Source organism: Mycobacterium sp. MUNTM1 (genome assembly GCF_054660795.1).
In genome coordinates this window covers 1-16,170 of record NZ_BAAGDE010000088.1, presented here as the reverse complement: position 1 = coordinate 16,170, position 16,170 = coordinate 1, and the positions used below count along the sequence as shown (strand labels likewise).

13 protein-coding genes and 1 pseudogene are annotated in these 16,170 nt (G+C 67.8%); 9 read left to right on the top strand and 5 right to left on the bottom strand.

Features of this window, described 5'->3' with window-relative positions:
• Positions 1-275 (bottom strand): annotated as a pseudogene (locus ACYQ8K_RS28580) (DUF4190 domain-containing protein); the annotation flags it as partial.
• A gap of 228 nt (positions 276-503) precedes the next feature.
• Here ACYQ8K_RS28580 and ACYQ8K_RS28575 point away from each other — a divergent pair.
• From ACYQ8K_RS28575 to ACYQ8K_RS28550, 6 genes are read left to right on the top strand one after another with little or no spacing between them, the layout of a single operon-like run.
• A complete protein-coding gene (locus tag ACYQ8K_RS28575) occupies positions 504-1,025 on the top strand; it encodes a YflT domain-containing protein (protein ID WP_064885403.1) in 522 nt (173 codons plus the stop codon).
• 22 nt (positions 1,026-1,047) lie between these two features.
• Positions 1,048-2,460 (top strand): extracellular solute-binding protein, encoded by a 1,413-nt coding sequence (locus ACYQ8K_RS28570; RefSeq protein ID WP_459974523.1) that lies wholly within the window; start codon positions 1,048-1,050, stop codon positions 2,458-2,460.
• Between the two features lie 32 nt (positions 2,461-2,492).
• Positions 2,493-3,392, top strand: a complete 900-nt coding sequence (locus ACYQ8K_RS28565; protein ID WP_459974521.1) for a carbohydrate ABC transporter permease — start codon at positions 2,493-2,495, stop codon at positions 3,390-3,392.
• A gap of 16 nt (positions 3,393-3,408) precedes the next feature.
• Positions 3,409-4,233 (top strand): carbohydrate ABC transporter permease, encoded by an 825-nt coding sequence (locus ACYQ8K_RS28560; RefSeq protein ID WP_459974526.1) that lies wholly within the window; start codon positions 3,409-3,411, stop codon positions 4,231-4,233.
• 4 nt (positions 4,234-4,237) lie between these two features.
• Positions 4,238-5,416: an ABC transporter ATP-binding protein gene (locus ACYQ8K_RS28555; protein ID WP_459974519.1), complete on the top strand. Its 1,179-nt coding sequence runs from the start codon at positions 4,238-4,240 to the stop codon at positions 5,414-5,416.
• Positions 5,413-6,000, top strand: a complete 588-nt coding sequence (locus ACYQ8K_RS28550; RefSeq protein ID WP_459974517.1) for a suppressor of fused domain protein — start codon at positions 5,413-5,415, stop codon at positions 5,998-6,000. Before ACYQ8K_RS28555 ends, ACYQ8K_RS28550 begins: the two co-directional genes overlap by 4 nt.
• A 6-nt stretch (positions 6,001-6,006) precedes the next feature.
• Here the strand turns inward: ACYQ8K_RS28550 and corA are convergent, their stop codons facing one another.
• Positions 6,007-7,107: a magnesium/cobalt transporter CorA gene (corA, locus tag ACYQ8K_RS28545; RefSeq protein WP_459974515.1), complete on the bottom strand. Its 1,101-nt coding sequence runs from the start codon at positions 7,105-7,107 to the stop codon at positions 6,007-6,009.
• Between the two features lie 190 nt (positions 7,108-7,297).
• On the opposite strand from corA, the gene ACYQ8K_RS28540 reads away from it, so the two are divergent.
• From ACYQ8K_RS28540 to ACYQ8K_RS28530, 3 genes are read left to right on the top strand one after another with little or no spacing between them, the layout of a single operon-like run.
• Positions 7,298-8,287 (top strand): malate dehydrogenase, encoded by a 990-nt coding sequence (locus ACYQ8K_RS28540; RefSeq protein WP_459974513.1) that lies wholly within the window; start codon positions 7,298-7,300, stop codon positions 8,285-8,287.
• A 52-nt stretch (positions 8,288-8,339) separates the two neighbouring features.
• Positions 8,340-9,548, top strand: coding sequence for an NAD(P)-dependent malic enzyme (locus ACYQ8K_RS28535; protein WP_459974509.1), 1,209 nt, complete (start codon positions 8,340-8,342; stop codon positions 9,546-9,548).
• The gene (locus ACYQ8K_RS28530; RefSeq protein WP_459974507.1) at positions 9,545-10,414 is read left to right on the top strand and encodes a glycine betaine ABC transporter substrate-binding protein; all 870 of its coding nucleotides are present in this window, start codon (positions 9,545-9,547) and stop codon (positions 10,412-10,414) included. Before ACYQ8K_RS28535 ends, ACYQ8K_RS28530 begins: the two co-directional genes overlap by 4 nt.
• A 6-nt stretch (positions 10,415-10,420) precedes the next feature.
• On the opposite strand, the gene ACYQ8K_RS28525 is transcribed toward ACYQ8K_RS28530, so the two are convergent.
• From ACYQ8K_RS28525 to ACYQ8K_RS28515, 3 genes are all read right to left on the bottom strand, one after another.
• A complete protein-coding gene (locus ACYQ8K_RS28525; protein ID WP_459974505.1) occupies positions 10,421-11,272 on the bottom strand; it encodes an SDR family NAD(P)-dependent oxidoreductase in 852 nt (283 codons plus the stop codon).
• A 78-nt stretch (positions 11,273-11,350) separates the two neighbouring features.
• Positions 11,351-12,178 carry an SDR family NAD(P)-dependent oxidoreductase gene (locus ACYQ8K_RS28520; RefSeq protein WP_459974503.1) on the bottom strand — a complete coding sequence of 276 codons (828 nt, stop codon included), beginning with the start codon at positions 12,176-12,178 and terminating at the stop codon, positions 11,351-11,353.
• 100 nt (positions 12,179-12,278) lie between these two features.
• The gene (locus ACYQ8K_RS28515; protein ID WP_459974501.1) at positions 12,279-15,986 is read right to left on the bottom strand and encodes a multifunctional oxoglutarate decarboxylase/oxoglutarate dehydrogenase thiamine pyrophosphate-binding subunit/dihydrolipoyllysine-residue succinyltransferase subunit; all 3,708 of its coding nucleotides are present in this window, start codon (positions 15,984-15,986) and stop codon (positions 12,279-12,281) included.
• Between the last annotated feature and the right edge of the window lie 184 nt (positions 15,987-16,170).

Here is a 16,170-nt window from a genome sequence, read left to right as displayed (position 1 = left end):
GGATAGGCAGGGCCGCCATAGCCGGGCGGCTGCTCGTATCCGGGCGGCGGCCCGACGGGCGGCGGGTAAGGCGGCGGGTACCCGGACGCGTGGTCGGGGCTCGGCGGGGGATACGGCGGCGGCGCCGATTCGGCGGGCGGCGGTGCGCCGGGTGGCTCCCAGGGCGCGGTCGCGTCCGGCTGGTCGGCGGCCCCGCTGCCGGCGGCGGGCGGTTCGGCCTTCTCGTGGTGGCCGCCCTCGCCGAAGCCGTCTCCGGGAGCTGTCATGGTGTTCAACCTAGCCCATGCGCTGGTGACGGGTGCCGCCGCGAATCGCCGCGGGCCGCACGAAGGCACGCGGCGGGTAGCGGACCCAGCCGGAGCGAAAACCCGGCTCGTCGTGGCGCCCGGGCCGGATCCACGTCGCCGGGCGAACCGTCTTTTCGCAGGTGACGCCATGTCGATGGATAGGGTGGGGAGGCCCTGAGGTGAAACGACGGCCGAGGCGGAGGACAATGAGCGGCGATGAGTAATCCATTCCAGCCTGGGCAGGTTCCCGGTGCCACGCCCCCCGGTGCGGCGGGTCGCCGCGGGCCGGGGCTGCCGACGCCGCCGCGGGGCTGGCCGGTCGGGTCCTATCCCACCTACGCCGAGGCGCAGCGCGCCGTCGACTATCTGTCCGATCAGCAGTTCCCGGTGCAGCAGGTGACCATCGTCGGTGTCGACCTGATGCAGGTGGAGCGGGTCACCGGCAGGCTGACGTGGCCCAAGGTGCTGGGCGGCGGCGTGCTGAGCGGGGCGTGGCTGGGCTTGTTCATCGGGCTGGTGCTGGGTTTCTTCAGCCCGAATCCCTGGGGGGCGCTGGTCACCGGTCTGGTCGCCGGCGTCTTCTTCGGGCTGATCACGTCCGCTGTTCCCTATTCGATGGCCCGTGGCACAAGGGATTTCAGCTCGACCATGCAATTGGTGGCTGGGCGCTACGACGTGCTCTGCGATCCACAAAACGCAGAAAAGGCGCGGGACCTGTTGGCGCGCTTAGCGATTTGAGGCGCGCGAGAGGCGTGAATTAGTGGTGAGTCGTCGCGGGCGCGTGCGCCGGATGGGCGCGATCGCGCTGGCGACGGCCATCATCGCCGCGGCGGTATCGGCGTGCGCGTCCGGGAGCCACGGGGTGGTCATCAGCTTCTACACGACGGCCGCCGACGGCGCGACCTTTGCCGCGGTGGCCCAGGACTGCACCAAGCAATTCAACGGCCGCTTCGCCATTCAGCAGATCAGCCTGCCCCGGGCCCCCGGCGAGCAGCGTCTGCAGCTGGCCCGCCGGCTGACCGGACACGACCGCACCCTGGACGTGATGTCGCTGGACGTGGTGTGGACGGCCGAGTTCGGCGAGGCGGGCTGGGCGGTGCCGTTGTCCGACGACCCGGAGGGGCGAGCCGAGGCCGACGCCACGGTGGACACGTTGCCGGGCCCGCTGTCGACGGCGCGTTGGCGGGGCAAGCTGTACGGCGCACCCGTCACCACGAATACCGAATTGCTCTGGTACCGGCCCGATTTGGTGACCCAGCCGCCGCGAACCTGGGACGGCATGGTGTCCGAGGCCACCCGATTGCACGACGCGGGGCAACCCAGCTGGATCGGCGTGCAGGCCAACGAGGGCGAAGGCCTGGTGGTCTGGTTCAACACGCTGTTGGTGAGCGGGGGTGGCCAGGTGCTCTCCGACGACGGCCGCCGCGTCACGCTCACCGACACGCCCGCGCACCGGGCGGCCACCGTCACCGCGCTGCGCATCCTCAAGTCGGTGGCCTCCGCACCGGGAGCCGATCCGTCGATCAGCCGAACGGACGAGAGCACCGCGCGGTTGGCGGTCGAACAGGGACGGGCGGCGCTCGCGGTCAACTGGCCCTACGCGCTGGCGTCCATGCTGGAGAACGCGGTGAAGGGCGGGGTGCCCTTTCTGCCGCTCAACCGGAATCCGCAGCTGGCCGGCAGCATCAACGACGCCGGGACGTTCGTGCCGACCGACGAGCAATTCCGGATCGCGTATCAGGCCAGCCAGAGCGTTTTCGGCTTCGCGCCGTATCCCGGTGTGGCGCCGGGTCGCCCGGCCAAGGTGACGATCGGCGGAGCCAACCTGGCGGTGGCCAGCACCACCCGGCACCGTGCCGAAGCCTTCGAGGCCATCCGCTGCCTGCGTAACCTGGCGCACCAGAAGTACGTCGCGATCGAAGGCGGCCTGCCCCCGGTGCGCACCTCGCTCTATTCCGATCCGCAGTTCCAGGACAAGTATCCGATGTACACGATCATCCGCCGGCAGCTCACCGATGCCGCGGTGCGCCCGGCCACACCGGTCTATCAGGGGGTGGCCATCCGGCTCGCCGCGACGCTGAGCCCGATCTCCCAGATCGACCCCGAGCGGACCGCCGACGAGCTCAGCGCCCAGGTGCAGAAGGCGATCGACGGGAAAGGGCTGCTGCCGTGACGCGCGCCGGCGGCGGAAGCCATTCCGCACCAATGTCTTCCGCGCTGTCACGACTGCGCGGGCGGTCCTCCGAGCGGCGGTTGGCGTTTCTTCTCGTCGCGCCGGCCGCGATTCTGATGCTGGCGGTGACGGCGTATCCCATCGGCTACGCGGTGTGGCTGAGCCTGCAGCGCAACAACCTTGCCGTGCCCGGTGACATCGCGTTCGTCGGCCTGAACAACTACGTGACCATCCTGACCGACCGTTATTGGTGGACCGCGCTGGCGGCGACGTTGGGCGTCACCGTGGTCTCGGTGTCCCTGGAATTCGTGCTGGGCCTGGCGCTGGCGCTGGTGATGCACCGCACCCTGGTCGGCAAGGGCCTGGTGCGCACCGCGGTGCTGATCCCGTACGGCATCGTCACCGTCGTCGCCGCGTACAGCTGGTATTACGCGTGGACCCCGGGCACCGGATACTTGGCCAACCTGCTGCCGCAGGGCAGTGCGCCGCTGACCGAACAGATCCCATCGCTGGCGATCGTCGTCCTCGCCGAGGTGTGGAAGACCACGCCGTTCATGTCGCTGCTGTTGCTGGCCGGCTTGGCGCTGGTGCCGGAGGATCTGCTGAAAGCCGCCCAGGTCGACGGCGCGGGCGCGTGGCGGCGGCTGACCCGAGTGACCCTGCCGATCATCAAGCCCGCGGTGGTGGTCGCCCTGCTGTTCCGGACCCTGGACGCGTTTCGCATCTTCGACAATATCTATGTGATCACCAACGGCGCCAACAACACCGGATCGGTGTCGATGCTGGGCTACGACAACCTGTTCAAGGGCTTCAACGTCGGGCTGGGCTCGGCGATCAGCGTGCTGATCTTCGTCTGCGTCGGACTGATCGCGCTGCTGTTCATCAAGGTGTTCGGCGCGGCGGCGCCCGGGGGTGACGTCGATGGCCGCTGACGGGGCGGGCCTGTCGATGGGCGCGCGACGCACCGCGATGTGGGCCGTCATCGACACCCTGGTGGTGGTGTATGCGCTTCTTCCGGTGTTGTGGATCTTCAGTCTGTCGCTGAAACCGAGCTCAACGATCAAGGACGGCAAGCTGATTCCGTCGTCGGTAACCCTGGACAACTACCGGGGCATCTTTCGCGGTGACTTCTTCAGTTCGGCGCTGATCAACTCCGTCGGAGTCGGCTTGATCACCACCGTGATCGCGGTGGTGCTCGGTGCGATGGCGGCGTATGCGATTGCCCGCCTGGACTTTCCGGGCAAGCGGTTGCTCGTCGGAACCACCCTGCTGATCACCATGTTCCCCGCGATCTCGCTGGTGACTCCGCTGTTCAATATCGAGCGATTCATCGGCTTGTTCGACACCTGGCCCGGCCTGATCCTGCCGTACATCACCTTCGCGCTGCCGCTGGCGATCTATACGCTGTCGGCGTTCTTCCGGGAGATCCCTTGGGATCTGGAGAAGGCGGCGAAGATAGACGGCGCGACACCGGCCCAGGCGTTCCGCAAGGTGATCGTGCCGCTGGCGGCACCAGGCGTGGTGACGGCGGCGATCCTGGTGTTCATCTTCGCCTGGAACGATCTGCTGCTGGCGTTGACGCTGACCGCGACCAAAGCCGCTATCACCGCGCCGGTGGCGATCGTGAACTTCAGCGGCAGTTCCCAGTTCGAGGAGCCGACGGGCTCGATCGCGGCCGGCGCCGTCGTGATCACCGTTCCCGTCATCGTTTTTGTTTTAATCTTCCAACGACGAATCGTTGCCGGGTTGACCTCTGGCGCGGTGAAGGGATAGCTCGATGGCCGAGATTGTGCTGGACCATGTCAGCAAGAGTTACCCCGACGGCGCGACGGCGGTGCACGACCTGAACCTCACCATCGCCGACGGCGAATTCCTGATCCTGGTCGGCCCTTCCGGCTGCGGCAAGACCACGACGCTGAACATGATCGCCGGGCTCGAGGACATCTCGTCCGGTGAACTGCGCATCGGCGGCGAACGGGTGAACGAGAAGGCGCCCAAAGACCGTGACATCGCGATGGTGTTCCAGTCCTATGCGCTGTACCCGCACATGACGGTGCGCCAGAACATCGCCTTTCCGCTGACGCTGGCCAAGATGAACAAGGCCGAGATCGCCCAGAAGGTCGAGGAGACGGCGAAAACCCTTGACTTGACCGAACTTCTGGACCGCAAACCGTCGCAGTTGTCCGGCGGGCAGCGGCAGCGGGTGGCGATGGGTCGCGCCATCGTGCGCCATCCCAAGGCGTTTCTGATGGATGAGCCGCTGTCCAACCTGGACGCCAAACTGCGGGTCCAGATGCGCGGCGAGATCGCCAGGCTGCAGCAGCGGCTGGGCACCACGACGGTCTACGTGACCCACGACCAGACCGAGGCCATGACGCTGGGCGACCGCGTGGTGGTGATGCATTCCGGTGTCGCGCAACAGATCGGCACCCCCGACGAGCTCTACGAGCACCCGGCCAACCTGTTCGTCGCCGGCTTTATCGGCTCGCCGGCCATGAATTTCTTCCCGGCCACGCTGGTGCCCGGCGGGCTCAAGCTGCCGTTCGGTGAGGTGATGTTGGCACCGGAGGTCCACGAGGCGATCGGGCAGCATCCGGCGCCCGCGAACGTCATCGTCGGTGTGCGGCCCGAGCATCTGTCCGACGCCGCGTTGATCGACGGCTACCAGCGCATCAGGGCGCTGACGTTCGAGGTGAAGGTCGACTTGGTCGAGTCGCTGGGCGCGGACAAGTACGTCTACTTCTCCACCGCGGCGTGGGCCGCCCACTCGGCCCAGCTGGACGAGCTGGCCGCGGAGTCGGATTCCCACGAAAACCAGTTCGTGGCAAGGGTTCCCGCCGAATCGAAGGCGGCTATCGGGCAGTCGGTCGAGCTGGCATTCGACACCGGCAAGCTGGCGGTCTTCGACGCCGACACGGGAGCGAACCTCACCATCGCACCGGCGGGGACGCCGTGACCCAGGATCAGGTGCGCGCACACCTGCGGGCCCACTTCACCGACGCCGAGCCCGACGCGGCGAGCGTGACCTTTCTGGGCACCGAGACCATCGAGGTGCTGCGTTTCCGCGAGCCGGACGGGACGGTGCACTACGTCACGCTCGGTTGCTCGCGCCACCCGATGACCGAGCCGACGCTGGATCTTGCCGACCCGGTGCGCGGCCCGCGCGCCGAGGTCGTGCTGCGGTTGCGCGATCGCGGTCCGGTCTCCGGCATCGCGCGCAGCCTGGCGATCCTGGCGGCGGCGCCGGCCGTCGACGGTGTGGTGCTGTGCGCCGACGCGCTGATGGACCTCGGCTCGCCGCTGTGGGCGTCGCCGTCGTCGCGGGTGCCGTTCACCGCTGTCCTGTTGGGCCACAGTGAGATTGGCGACCTGCCGCTGGATCCACCCCGCGACCCGGTGCAGTTCCTGTCGGCCACGCCCATCACCGCCACCGAAGCCGCGTGGGTGCGGCTCAAGGGCGCCGAGGCGATGCGTCAAGCGTGGGACAACGACGGCGTCGACGTGCTGGATCCGAATCGTCCTGCCGCACAGCCGGATTGACGCAGGCTAGAGCCAGTTGTTGCGCCGGAACTGGAAGTACAGGCCCACACAGGCGACCGTCATCACGGCCATGATCCCGGGATACCCCCAGGTCCAGTCCAGCTCGGGCATGAAATGGAAGTTCATCCCGTAGATGGCGGCGACCATGGTGGGCACGGCCAAAATACCGGCCCAGGCCGCCATTTTGCGCATGTCGTTGTTCTGCTGCATCCCGACGCGGGCCAGTGCCGCCTGGATCAGCGAGTTGAGCATGTCGTCGTAGCTGGCGATCTGGTCGGCGGCCTCGGAGTGATGGTCGGCGACGTCGCGCAGATAGCGTCGCACCTCTTTGGAGATCACGTCCTTGTTGTCCATCTGGATGCGATGGAACGCGGCCGACAGCGGGTTGACGCACCGGCGCAGTTCGACCACCTCGCGCTTGAGCAGGTAGATCGGCTCGACGTCGATCTTGCTGCCCGGGGCGAACGCCAGCCCCTCGATGCTGTCGATGTCGGACAGCATCAAGCTGCTCACCTCGAGATAGTGGTCCACCACATGGTCGGCGATCGCGTGCATCACCGCGTAGGGGCCCAACCGCATCTGATCGGGATCGCCGTCCATCCGCTTGCGTACCTCGGACAGGCCGCCGTGCTCGCCGTGGCGCACCGTGACCACGAAATCCTTGCCGACGAAGACCATGATCTCGCCGGTCTCGACGATCTCGCGGGCCAGCACCACCGATTCGTGGGGCACGTAGTTGACGGTTTTGAGGACCAGGAACAGGGTGTCGTCATAGCGCTCCACCTTGGGCCGCTGGTGGGCGCACACCGCGTCTTCCACGGCCAGTGGGTGCAGCCCGAACACGTCGGCCACTTCCTGCATCTCGGACTGGCTCGGTTCGCGCAGGCCGACCCAGACGAAGCCGTCGTGCCCCAGCGTCTCGATCTCGCGCACCTTGTCCAGGGCGGCGGCGTAGCCGAGCTTGCCGGGCAACCGGTGGCCGTCGGCATACACCGCGCAGTCGACCAGCGTCTCCTTGGGCGGCTCGGGGGCCGAGGCCGGCTTGGTCTGCGGTTCGTGCGCGAGGGGCCGAAGCGCTTCGGGCAATGCGTCAAATCCTTGGAACACATCCACCTCCCACCATGCGCACATCCGACTCAGGCGGTGCTCCATGCTACGCGTCCCGGCTGTTCGAAGCGCGACGATCACGTGTCGGGAAAGCCCTGGTAGCGGACCGGACATCGGCGGCCGAGCGCAGTGCGCTAGTTTCGAGCCGAACCCGAATCTGCACGAACTTCTCCACAAGGAGTACATCGACGTGAGCGCAAGTCCTCTCAAGGTCGCCGTCACCGGCGCCGCCGGCCAGATCGGCTACAGCCTGTTGTTCCGCCTGGCGAGTGGTTCGCTGCTGGGCCCCGACCGCCCGATCGAGTTGCGTCTCCTGGAGATCGAGCCCGCGCTCAAGGCGCTCGAAGGCGTCGTGATGGAGCTGGACGACTGCGCCTTCCCGTTGCTGTCCGGCGTCCAGATCGGCGCGGACGCGAACAAGATCTTCGACGGCGTCAACCTGGCGCTGCTGGTCGGCGCCCGACCGCGCGGCCCGGGCATGGAGCGCAGCGACCTGCTGGAGGCCAACGGCGCGATCTTCACCGCGCAGGGCAAGGCACTCAACTCCGTCGCCGCCGACGACATCCGCATCGGCGTGACCGGCAACCCGGCCAACACCAACGCGCTGATCGCGCTGAGCAACGCCCCCGACATCCCCAAGGAGCGGTTCTCCGCGCTGACCCGCCTGGACCACAACCGGGCGATCTCGCAGCTGGCCCAGAAGACCGGCGCCAAGGTCACCGACATCAAGAAGATGACGATCTGGGGTAACCACTCGGCCACCCAGTACCCCGACATCTTCCACGCCGAGGTGGGCGGCAAGAACGCCGCCGAGGTGGTCAACGACCAGAACTGGATCGAGAACGACTTCATCCCGACGGTTGCCAAGCGCGGCGCGGCGATCATCGACGCGCGCGGCGCCTCCTCGGCCGCCTCGGCCGCGTCGGCCACCGTCGACGCCGCCCGTTCGTGGCTGCTGGGCAGCCCGGACGGTGACTGGGTGTCGATGGCGGTCTACTCCGACGGTTCCTACGGCGTGCCCGAGGGCATCGTGTCGTCGTTCCCGGTGACCACCAAGGACGGCAACTGGTCGATCGTGCAGGGGCTGGAGATCGACGAGTTCTCCCGCGGCCGCATCGACAAGACCACCGCCGAGCTGGTCGACGAGCGCGCCGCCGTCACGGAGCTCAAGCTGATCTGAGACCCAGCTCACCAATTAGGCCTACTAATGGGTAGTCAGTACCCTGAAGCCCGTGTCCGAATTGCTTGAATCGATACAGACGAATGCCGAGCAGGGCGTGATCACCGACGCGGAGATCTTCGAGGCACACGTAGGCGGCAAGCTTTCCGTAGGCCTGACGTCGCCGCTGGACACCCAGCGCGCTTTGTCGATCGCCTACACCCCCGGTGTGGCACAGGTCAGCCGGGCGATCGCCGCCGACCACGCCCAGGCGGCCCGCTACACGTGGGCGAACCGGTTGGTGGCCGTGGTCAGCGACGGCAGTGCGGTGCTGGGTCTCGGCGACATCGGGCCTTCCGCGTCGCTGCCCGTCATGGAAGGCAAGTGCGCGCTGTTTCAGGCCTACGGCGGGCTGAACGCCATCCCGATCGTGCTGGACACCAAGGATCCCGACGAGATCGTGGAAACGCTGGTGCGCCTGCGCCCGACGTTCGGCGCGGTCAACCTCGAGGACATCTCGGCGCCGCGCTGTTTCGAGATCGAGCGTCGTCTCATCGAGGCGCTGGATTGCCCGGTGATGCATGACGACCAGCACGGCACGGCGATCGTGGTGCTGGCCGCGCTGATGGGTGCCAGCAAGGCGCTCGGCCGCGACATGACCTCGCTGAAGGTGGTGGTGTCCGGAGCCGGTGCGGCCGGCATCGCGTGCACCAATCTCCTTATGGTGATGGGTGTTTCGGATATCACCGTGCTCGACTCGCGCGGGATTCTGCACACCGGTCGCGACGACATGAACGACGTCAAGGTGGCTCTGGCGCGGCGCACCAACCCCACCGGCCTGGCCGGCAGCCTGGCCGAGGCCATGCGGGGCGCCGACGTGTTCCTGGGCTTGTCGGGTGGCGTGGTCCCCGAAGAGATGATCGCCACCATGGCGCCCAACGGGATCGTGTTCGCACTGTCGAACCCCGATCCGGAGATTCACCCGCAGATCGCGGCCAAGTACGCCGCGGTGGTGGCCACCGGCCGTAGCGATTTCCCGAATCAGATCAACAACGTGCTGGCCTTCCCCGGGGTGTTCCGGGGTGCGCTGGAAGCCGGCGCCCGCCGGATCACCGAAAAGATGATGGTCGCGGCGGCCGAGGCGATCTTCTCCGTCGTCAGCGACGACCTCGCCCTCGACCGGATCGTCCCGAGCCCCCTGGACACCCGCGTCGGCGAAGCCGTGGCCACCGCGGTCGCGCTGGCCACGGAAGCCTCGGACACTTCCGTCGCCGGGGGGTGAGAATCGGCAGGCTGGCGGTGCCGCTGCTCGCCGCCGCACTGACCGTCGCCGGATGCGCGCCCGACACCGGCGACCATCGTGCCCGTGCCGAAGTGGTGGTCGGATCCCGGCCTGACGCCGACTCGGCGCTGCTGGCCGGGGTGTACGTCGCCGCGCTGCGGTCCTACGGGTTCGGCGCGCGCGCCGCGGCCGCGGCCGACCCGAAGCCGCAATTGGATTCCGGCGCATTCACCGTCGTGCCCGCGTTCACCGGCCGCACGTTGCACGCCCTGCAGCCCGGCGCGACGGCCATGTCGGACAAGGACGTCTACCGCGCGATGATCGCCGCGCTGCCCGAGGGCGTCGTCGCGGGCGACTACACGACGGCCGCCGAGGACAAGCCCGTGTTGCTGGTGAGTCAGCCCACCGCCAAGGCGTGGGGCGGCAGCGATGTCAGTGCCGACTTGAGCACGCTGCCCCGACACTGCGACGGCCTCGTCGTGGGGACCGTCGCCGGGCATCAGGAGCCGTCGACGGTCGGGCCTTGCCGGCTTCCCGCGCCACGCGAATTCCCGGATGGCGCAACGATGTTCGCCGCGATTAGGGCCGGGCAGCTGACCGCGGGGTGGACCACCACCACCGATCCCGGCACCCCCGGTGACCTGGTCGCGCTGGCCGACGGCAAGCCCGCCCTGATCCGCGCCGAGAACGTGGTGCCGCTGTATCGCCGCAACGCGCTCAGCGATCGGCAGTTGCTGGCGCTTAACGAGGTGGCCGGCGTGCTGGACACCGCGGCCCTGGTCGAGATGCGGCGCCAGGTCGCCGCCGGCGCCGACCCGCAGGCGGTGGCCGGAGGCTGGCTGGCCGAGCACCCGCTCGGACGCTAGACCGGGTCAGCGCTTCGGCAGCAACCGGGTGACAAAGTCCTTCACGCGGCTCATCACGGGCCCGCCCAGCAGTCGGTCGTAGTTCGGTCCGGCGACCCGCACCAACAGGTCCATCGCCTTGACGTCGGGACCGACCAGGATCCGGGGCTTGTTCTTGCGCACGCCGTCGAGGATCAACTGCGCGGCGCGCTGCGGGGTGGTCTTGGCCTGCTGCTCCTCGAACAGGCTGGCCAGCTCGGCATGGTCGAGTCCCTCGACGCCGGTCGCATTGCGGGCAAAGGCGGTCTTGATGCCGCCCGGGTGCACCGTCGTCACCCGCACCGGGTGACCGGCGCGGGCCATCTCCTGATGCAGCGCCTCGGTGAATCCCCGGACGGCGAACTTTGCCGCGACGTACGCCGCCTGGCCGGGTGCGGAGAACAGGCCCAGCGCGCTCGAGATGTTGATGACGTGGCCGTCGCCCGAGGCGATCAGGTGCGGCAGGAACGCCTTGGTGCCGTTGACGACGCCCCAATAGTCGACGTCGATCACCCGCTCGATGTCCTTGAACCGGCTGTCGTCGATGGATCCGATGAACGTGATGCCGGCGTTGTTGTAGATCTGGTTGACCGTGCCGAAGTGCTCGTTCACCGCGTCGGCGTAGGCCAGGAAGGCCTCGCGTTCGGTGACGTCGAGCCGATCGGACTTGAACGACGCGCCGAGCGCGGTCAGCTGTTCGGCGGTCTGCGTCAGCCCCGCGGTGTCGACGTCGCTGATGGCCACCTTGGCGCCCGCCCGACCCAGCTCGACCGCCAGCGCCTGGCCGATGCCCGAACCCGCGCCGGTGACGACGGCGACCTTGCCGGCGAACGTATCCATGCAACACTCCCTCGTGCGGCTTGACCGCTTGACGCTAATCGTTACCAGCGATGCCGGCTACGGCGGTGCGAAATCGTGTCACTGCTTGGGCAGCAACCGACCCATCACCGGCCCGAAGAGCTGTTGGTAATACGGGCCCGCCACCCGCACCAGGATGTCGAGCATCTTGGCGTCCGACCCGACCAGCACCCGCGCCTTCTTCTTGCGCACCGCGTCCAGGATGATCTCGGCCGCGCGGTGCGGGGTGGTCTTGGCCAGCCGCTTGTCGAACAACTTGGCCAGCTCGGCCTGATCGAGGCCCTCGGCGGCCGTCGCGTTGCGCGCGATGGCGGTCTTGATGCCACCGGGGTGCACCGTGGTCACCGCCACCGGGTGGCCGGCTGCCCCCATCTCCTGCCGCAGTGCCTCGGTGAAGCCGCGCACGGCGAACTTGGCCGAGTTGTAGGCCGCCTGCCCGGGCACCGAGAACAGCCCGAACACGCTGGACACGTTGACGACGTGCCCGTCGCCGGAGGCGATCAGGTGCGGCAGGAACGCCTTGGTGCCGTTGACGACGCCCCAGAAGTCGACGTCCATCACCCGTTCGATGTCCTTGAACTGGCTGACCTCGACGTCGCCGGTGAAGGCGATCCCGGCGTTGTTGTAGATCTGGTTGACCTTGCCGAAGTGGTCCTTGACCGCGTCGGCGTAGGCGAGGAACGCCTCGCGCTCGGTGACGTCGAGCCGATCGGACTTGAATGACGCGCCGATCGCCTTCAGCTGTTGCTCGGTCTGGGCCAGGCCCTCGAGGTCGACGTCGCTGATGGCGACCTTGGCGCCGGAGCGGGCCAACTCCACGGCCAGCGCCTGCCCGATACCCGACCCCGCACCCGTCACCACCGCGACCTTGCCGGCGAACCCTTGCATGAGCACCCTTCCTTATCGGCACGTTTGCGTCGAGGCTAGCCGGTACCAGCGGTCCCTGATACCCGCGGGTCGCGGAACCCGGCTCAGCCGCCGTCGCCGGTCAGGCGAAGGCCGTGTCGATGATCTCCTGCTGCTCGACGGCGTGCACCTTCGACGAGCCCGACGACGGGGCCGACATCGCCCGCCGCGAGATCCGCTTGATCCCGGTCAGCTTGTCGGGCAGCAGCTCGGGCAGCTCCAGCCCGAACCGCGGCCACGCACCCTGGTTGGCCGGCTCCTCCTGCACCCAGAAGTACTGGTTGACGTTCGGGTAGCGGTCCAGCGTCTCGCCCAGCCGCCGCTTCGGCAGCGGGGCCAGTTGCTCGATCCGCACGATCGCCACGTCTTCGCGGTTGTCCTTGGCCTTGCGGGCCACCAGCTCGTAGTAGAGCTTGCCGCTGGTCAGCAGGACCCGGGTGACCTTGCTGCGATCGCCGATGCCGTCCTCGTAGGTCGGCTCCTCGAGCACCGAGCGGAACTTGATCTCGGTGAAGTCCCGAACATCGCTGACCGCCGCCTTGTTGCGCAGCATCGACTTCGGCGTGAACACGATCAGCGGCCGCTGCACACCGTCGAGGGCGTGGCGGCGCAACAGGTGGAAGTAGTTGGACGGCGTCGACGGCATCGCGATCGTCATCGAACCCTCGGCCCACAGCTGCAGGAAACGCTCGACGCGGGCCGAGGTGTGGTCGGGGCCTTGGCCTTCGTGGCCGTGCGGCAGCAGCAGCACGACGTTGGACAGCTGGCCCCACTTGGCCTCACCGGAGCTGATGAACTCGTCGATGATCGACTGCGCGCCGTTGACGAAGTCCCCGAACTGCGCCTCCCACAAGACCAGGGCGTCCGGGTTGCCCACCGTGTAGCCGTACTCGAAGCCGACGGCGGCGTATTCCGACAGCGGGGAGTCGTAGACCAGGAACTTGCCGCCGGTACGGGTGCCGTCGGGGTTGACCGTCAGCAGTTGCAGCGGCGTGAACTCCTCACCGGTGTTGCGGTCGATGATCACCGAGTGCCGCTGGGAGAAGGTGCCGCGCTTGGTGTCCTGGCCCGACAGCCGCACCAGCTTGCCCTCGGCCACCAGCGAGCCCAGCGCCAGCAGTTCGCCGAAGGCCCAGTCGATCTTGCCCTCGTAGGCCATCTCGCGGCGCTTCTCCAGCACCGGCTGCACCCGCGGGTGGGCGGTGAAGCCGTCCGGGGTCGCCAGGAACGCGTCGCCGATGCGGGCCAGCAGCGCCTTGTCCACCGCGGTTGCCAGGCCCGCCGGCAGCATCTGGTCGGCCTCGACCGATTCGCTGGGCAGCGCGCCGTGTTTCTCCAGCTCGCGGACCTCGTTGAAGACCCGCTCCAGCTGGCCCTGGTAGTCGCGCAGCGCGTCCTCGGCCTCCTTCATAGAGATGTCGCCGCGGCCGATCAGGGCTTCGGTGTAGCTCTTGCGGACGCCGCGCTTGATGTCGACGACGTCGTACATCGCGGGGTTGGTCATCGACGGGTCGTCGCCCTCGTTGTGCCCACGCTTGCGATAGCACAGCATGTCGATGACGACGTCCTTCTTGAACTCCTGGCGGAAGTCGACGGCCAGCTTGGCCACCCACGCGCACGCCTCCGGGTCGTCGCCGTTGACGTGGAAGATCGGCGCGCCGATCATCTTCGCGACGTCGGTGCAGTATTCGCTGGACCGCGAGTACTCCGGCGCGGTGGTGAAGCCGATCTGGTTGTTGGCGATGATGTGAATGGTGCCGCCGACCCGGTAGCCGGGCAGATGGGTCATGTTCAGGGTTTCGGCGACCACGCCCTGGCCGGCGAATGCCGCGTCGCCGTGCAGCATCATCGGCACCACCGAGAAGGCCTTCTCGTCCCCGCGGTCTTCGGCGCCGTGGTCCAGCAGGTCCTGCTTGGCCCGCACCAGCCCCTCCAGCACCGGGTCGACCGCCTCCAGGTGCGATGGGTTGGCGGTCAGCGACACCTGAATGTCGTTGTCGCCGAACATCTGTAGGTATACGCCGGTGGCGCCCAGGTGATACTTGACGTCACCGGAGCCGTGCGCCTGCGCCGGGTTGAGGTTGCCCTCGAACTCGCTGAAGATCTGCGAGTACGGCTTGCCGACGATGTTGGCCAGCACGTTGAGCCGGCCGCGGTGCGGCATCCCGATGACCACCTCGTCGAGCCCGTGCTCGGCGCACTGATCGATCGCCGCGTCCATCATCGGAATGATGCTTTCCGCGCCTTCCAATGAAAATCGTTTCTGGCCAACATATTTGGTCTGCAGAAAGGTTTCGAAGGCCTCGGCCGCGTTCAGCTTGCTCAGGATGAACTTCTGCTCGGCAACCGTCGGTTTGACGTGCTTGGTCTCGACGCGCTGCTGGAGCCATTCCTGTTGCGACGGTTCGAGAATGTGGGTGTACTCCACGCCGATGTGGCGGCAGTAGGCGTCGCGCAGCAGCCCCAGCACGTCGCGCAGTTTCTTGTATTCGCACCCGGCGAAGCCGTTGACCTTGAACACCCGGTCGAGGTCCCACAGCGTCAGGCCGTGGTTGAGGATCTCGAGATCGGGGTGGCTGCGGAAGCGGCTGCCGTCCAGCCGCAGCGGGTCGATGTCGGCCATCAGGTGACCGCGATTGCGGTAGGCCGCGATCAACTCCATCACCCGGGCGTTCTTGTCGACGATCGAGTCCGGGTTGTCGGTGCTCCAGCGCACCGGCAGGTACGGGTTGCCCAGCTCGCGGAAGATCTCGTCCCAGAAGGCGTCCGAGAGCAGCATCTCGTGGATGGTGCGCAGGAAGTCGCCGGACTCCGCGCCCTGGATGATGCGGTGGTCGTAGGTGGAGGTCAGCGTGATCAGCTTGCCGATGCCCAGCTCGGCGATGCGTTCCTCGCTGGCGCCCTGGAACTCCGCGGGGTATTCCATGGCCCCGACGCCGATGATGGCGCCCTGGCCGTTCATCAGCCGCGGCACCGAGTGCACGGTGCCGATGGTGCCCGGGTTGGTCAGCGAAATGGTCACGCCCGCAAAGTCTTCGGCGGTCAGTTTGCCGTCGCGGGCGCGGCGCACGATGTCTTCGTAGGCGGTGACGAACTGCGCGAAGCGCATGGTTTCGCAGCCCTTGATCCCGGCGACCACCAGGGACCGCTTGCCGTCCTTGCCCTGCAGGTCGATCGCCAGGCCGAGGTTGGTGTGCGCCGGCGTCACCGCGGTCGGCTTGCCGTCGATCTCGGCGTAGTGCCGATTCATGTTCGGGAACTTCTTGATCGCCTGCACCAGCGCGTAGCCCAGCAGGTGGGTGAACGAGATCTTGCCGCCGCGGGTGCGCTTGAGCTGGTTGTTGATGACGATCCGGTTGTCGATCATCAGCTTGGCCGGGACGGCGCGGACGCTGGTCGCCGTCGGTACGTCCAGCGACGCCGACATGTTCTTGACGACGGCCGCCGCGGCGCCGCGCAGCGTCTGCAGCTCGTCGCCTTCCGCCGGCGGGGGAGTCGGGGCTTTGGCCGGCCGCACCGCGACCCCGTTGCCGGCGGCGGTGCTGGCGGGGGGCTTGACGGGCTCGGGGGCCTGCGGGGCCGCCGGAGCCGGCTTCGCCGGGGCGACGGCCGGCGGCCCATCACTGCTGCTCGGGGCGGCCGGCGCGGGCTCACCGGCGGGCTCGGGGTTGTAGTCGACCAGGAACTCGTGCCAGCTCGGATCGACGGACGAGGGGTCGTCGCGGAACTTGCGGTACATCTCCTCGACCAGCCATTCGTTCTGCCCGAATGGTGAACTTATGTTGCTCACGACCGCAGTTCGCCTCAATCCTTCTGTTCCGCAAGCGCATTCCCGTGGCGCCTGCACCCTTGTCGGCCCCGGAGGGCCGAACACCTCACACCCAGGGCGGTACCCATTGTTTCCGCCCTATAAAGGCTAACCTCTCGCCGCCGATCCGCCAGGTTGACCGGGGGGCTCGGGGACGGCGGTGGGG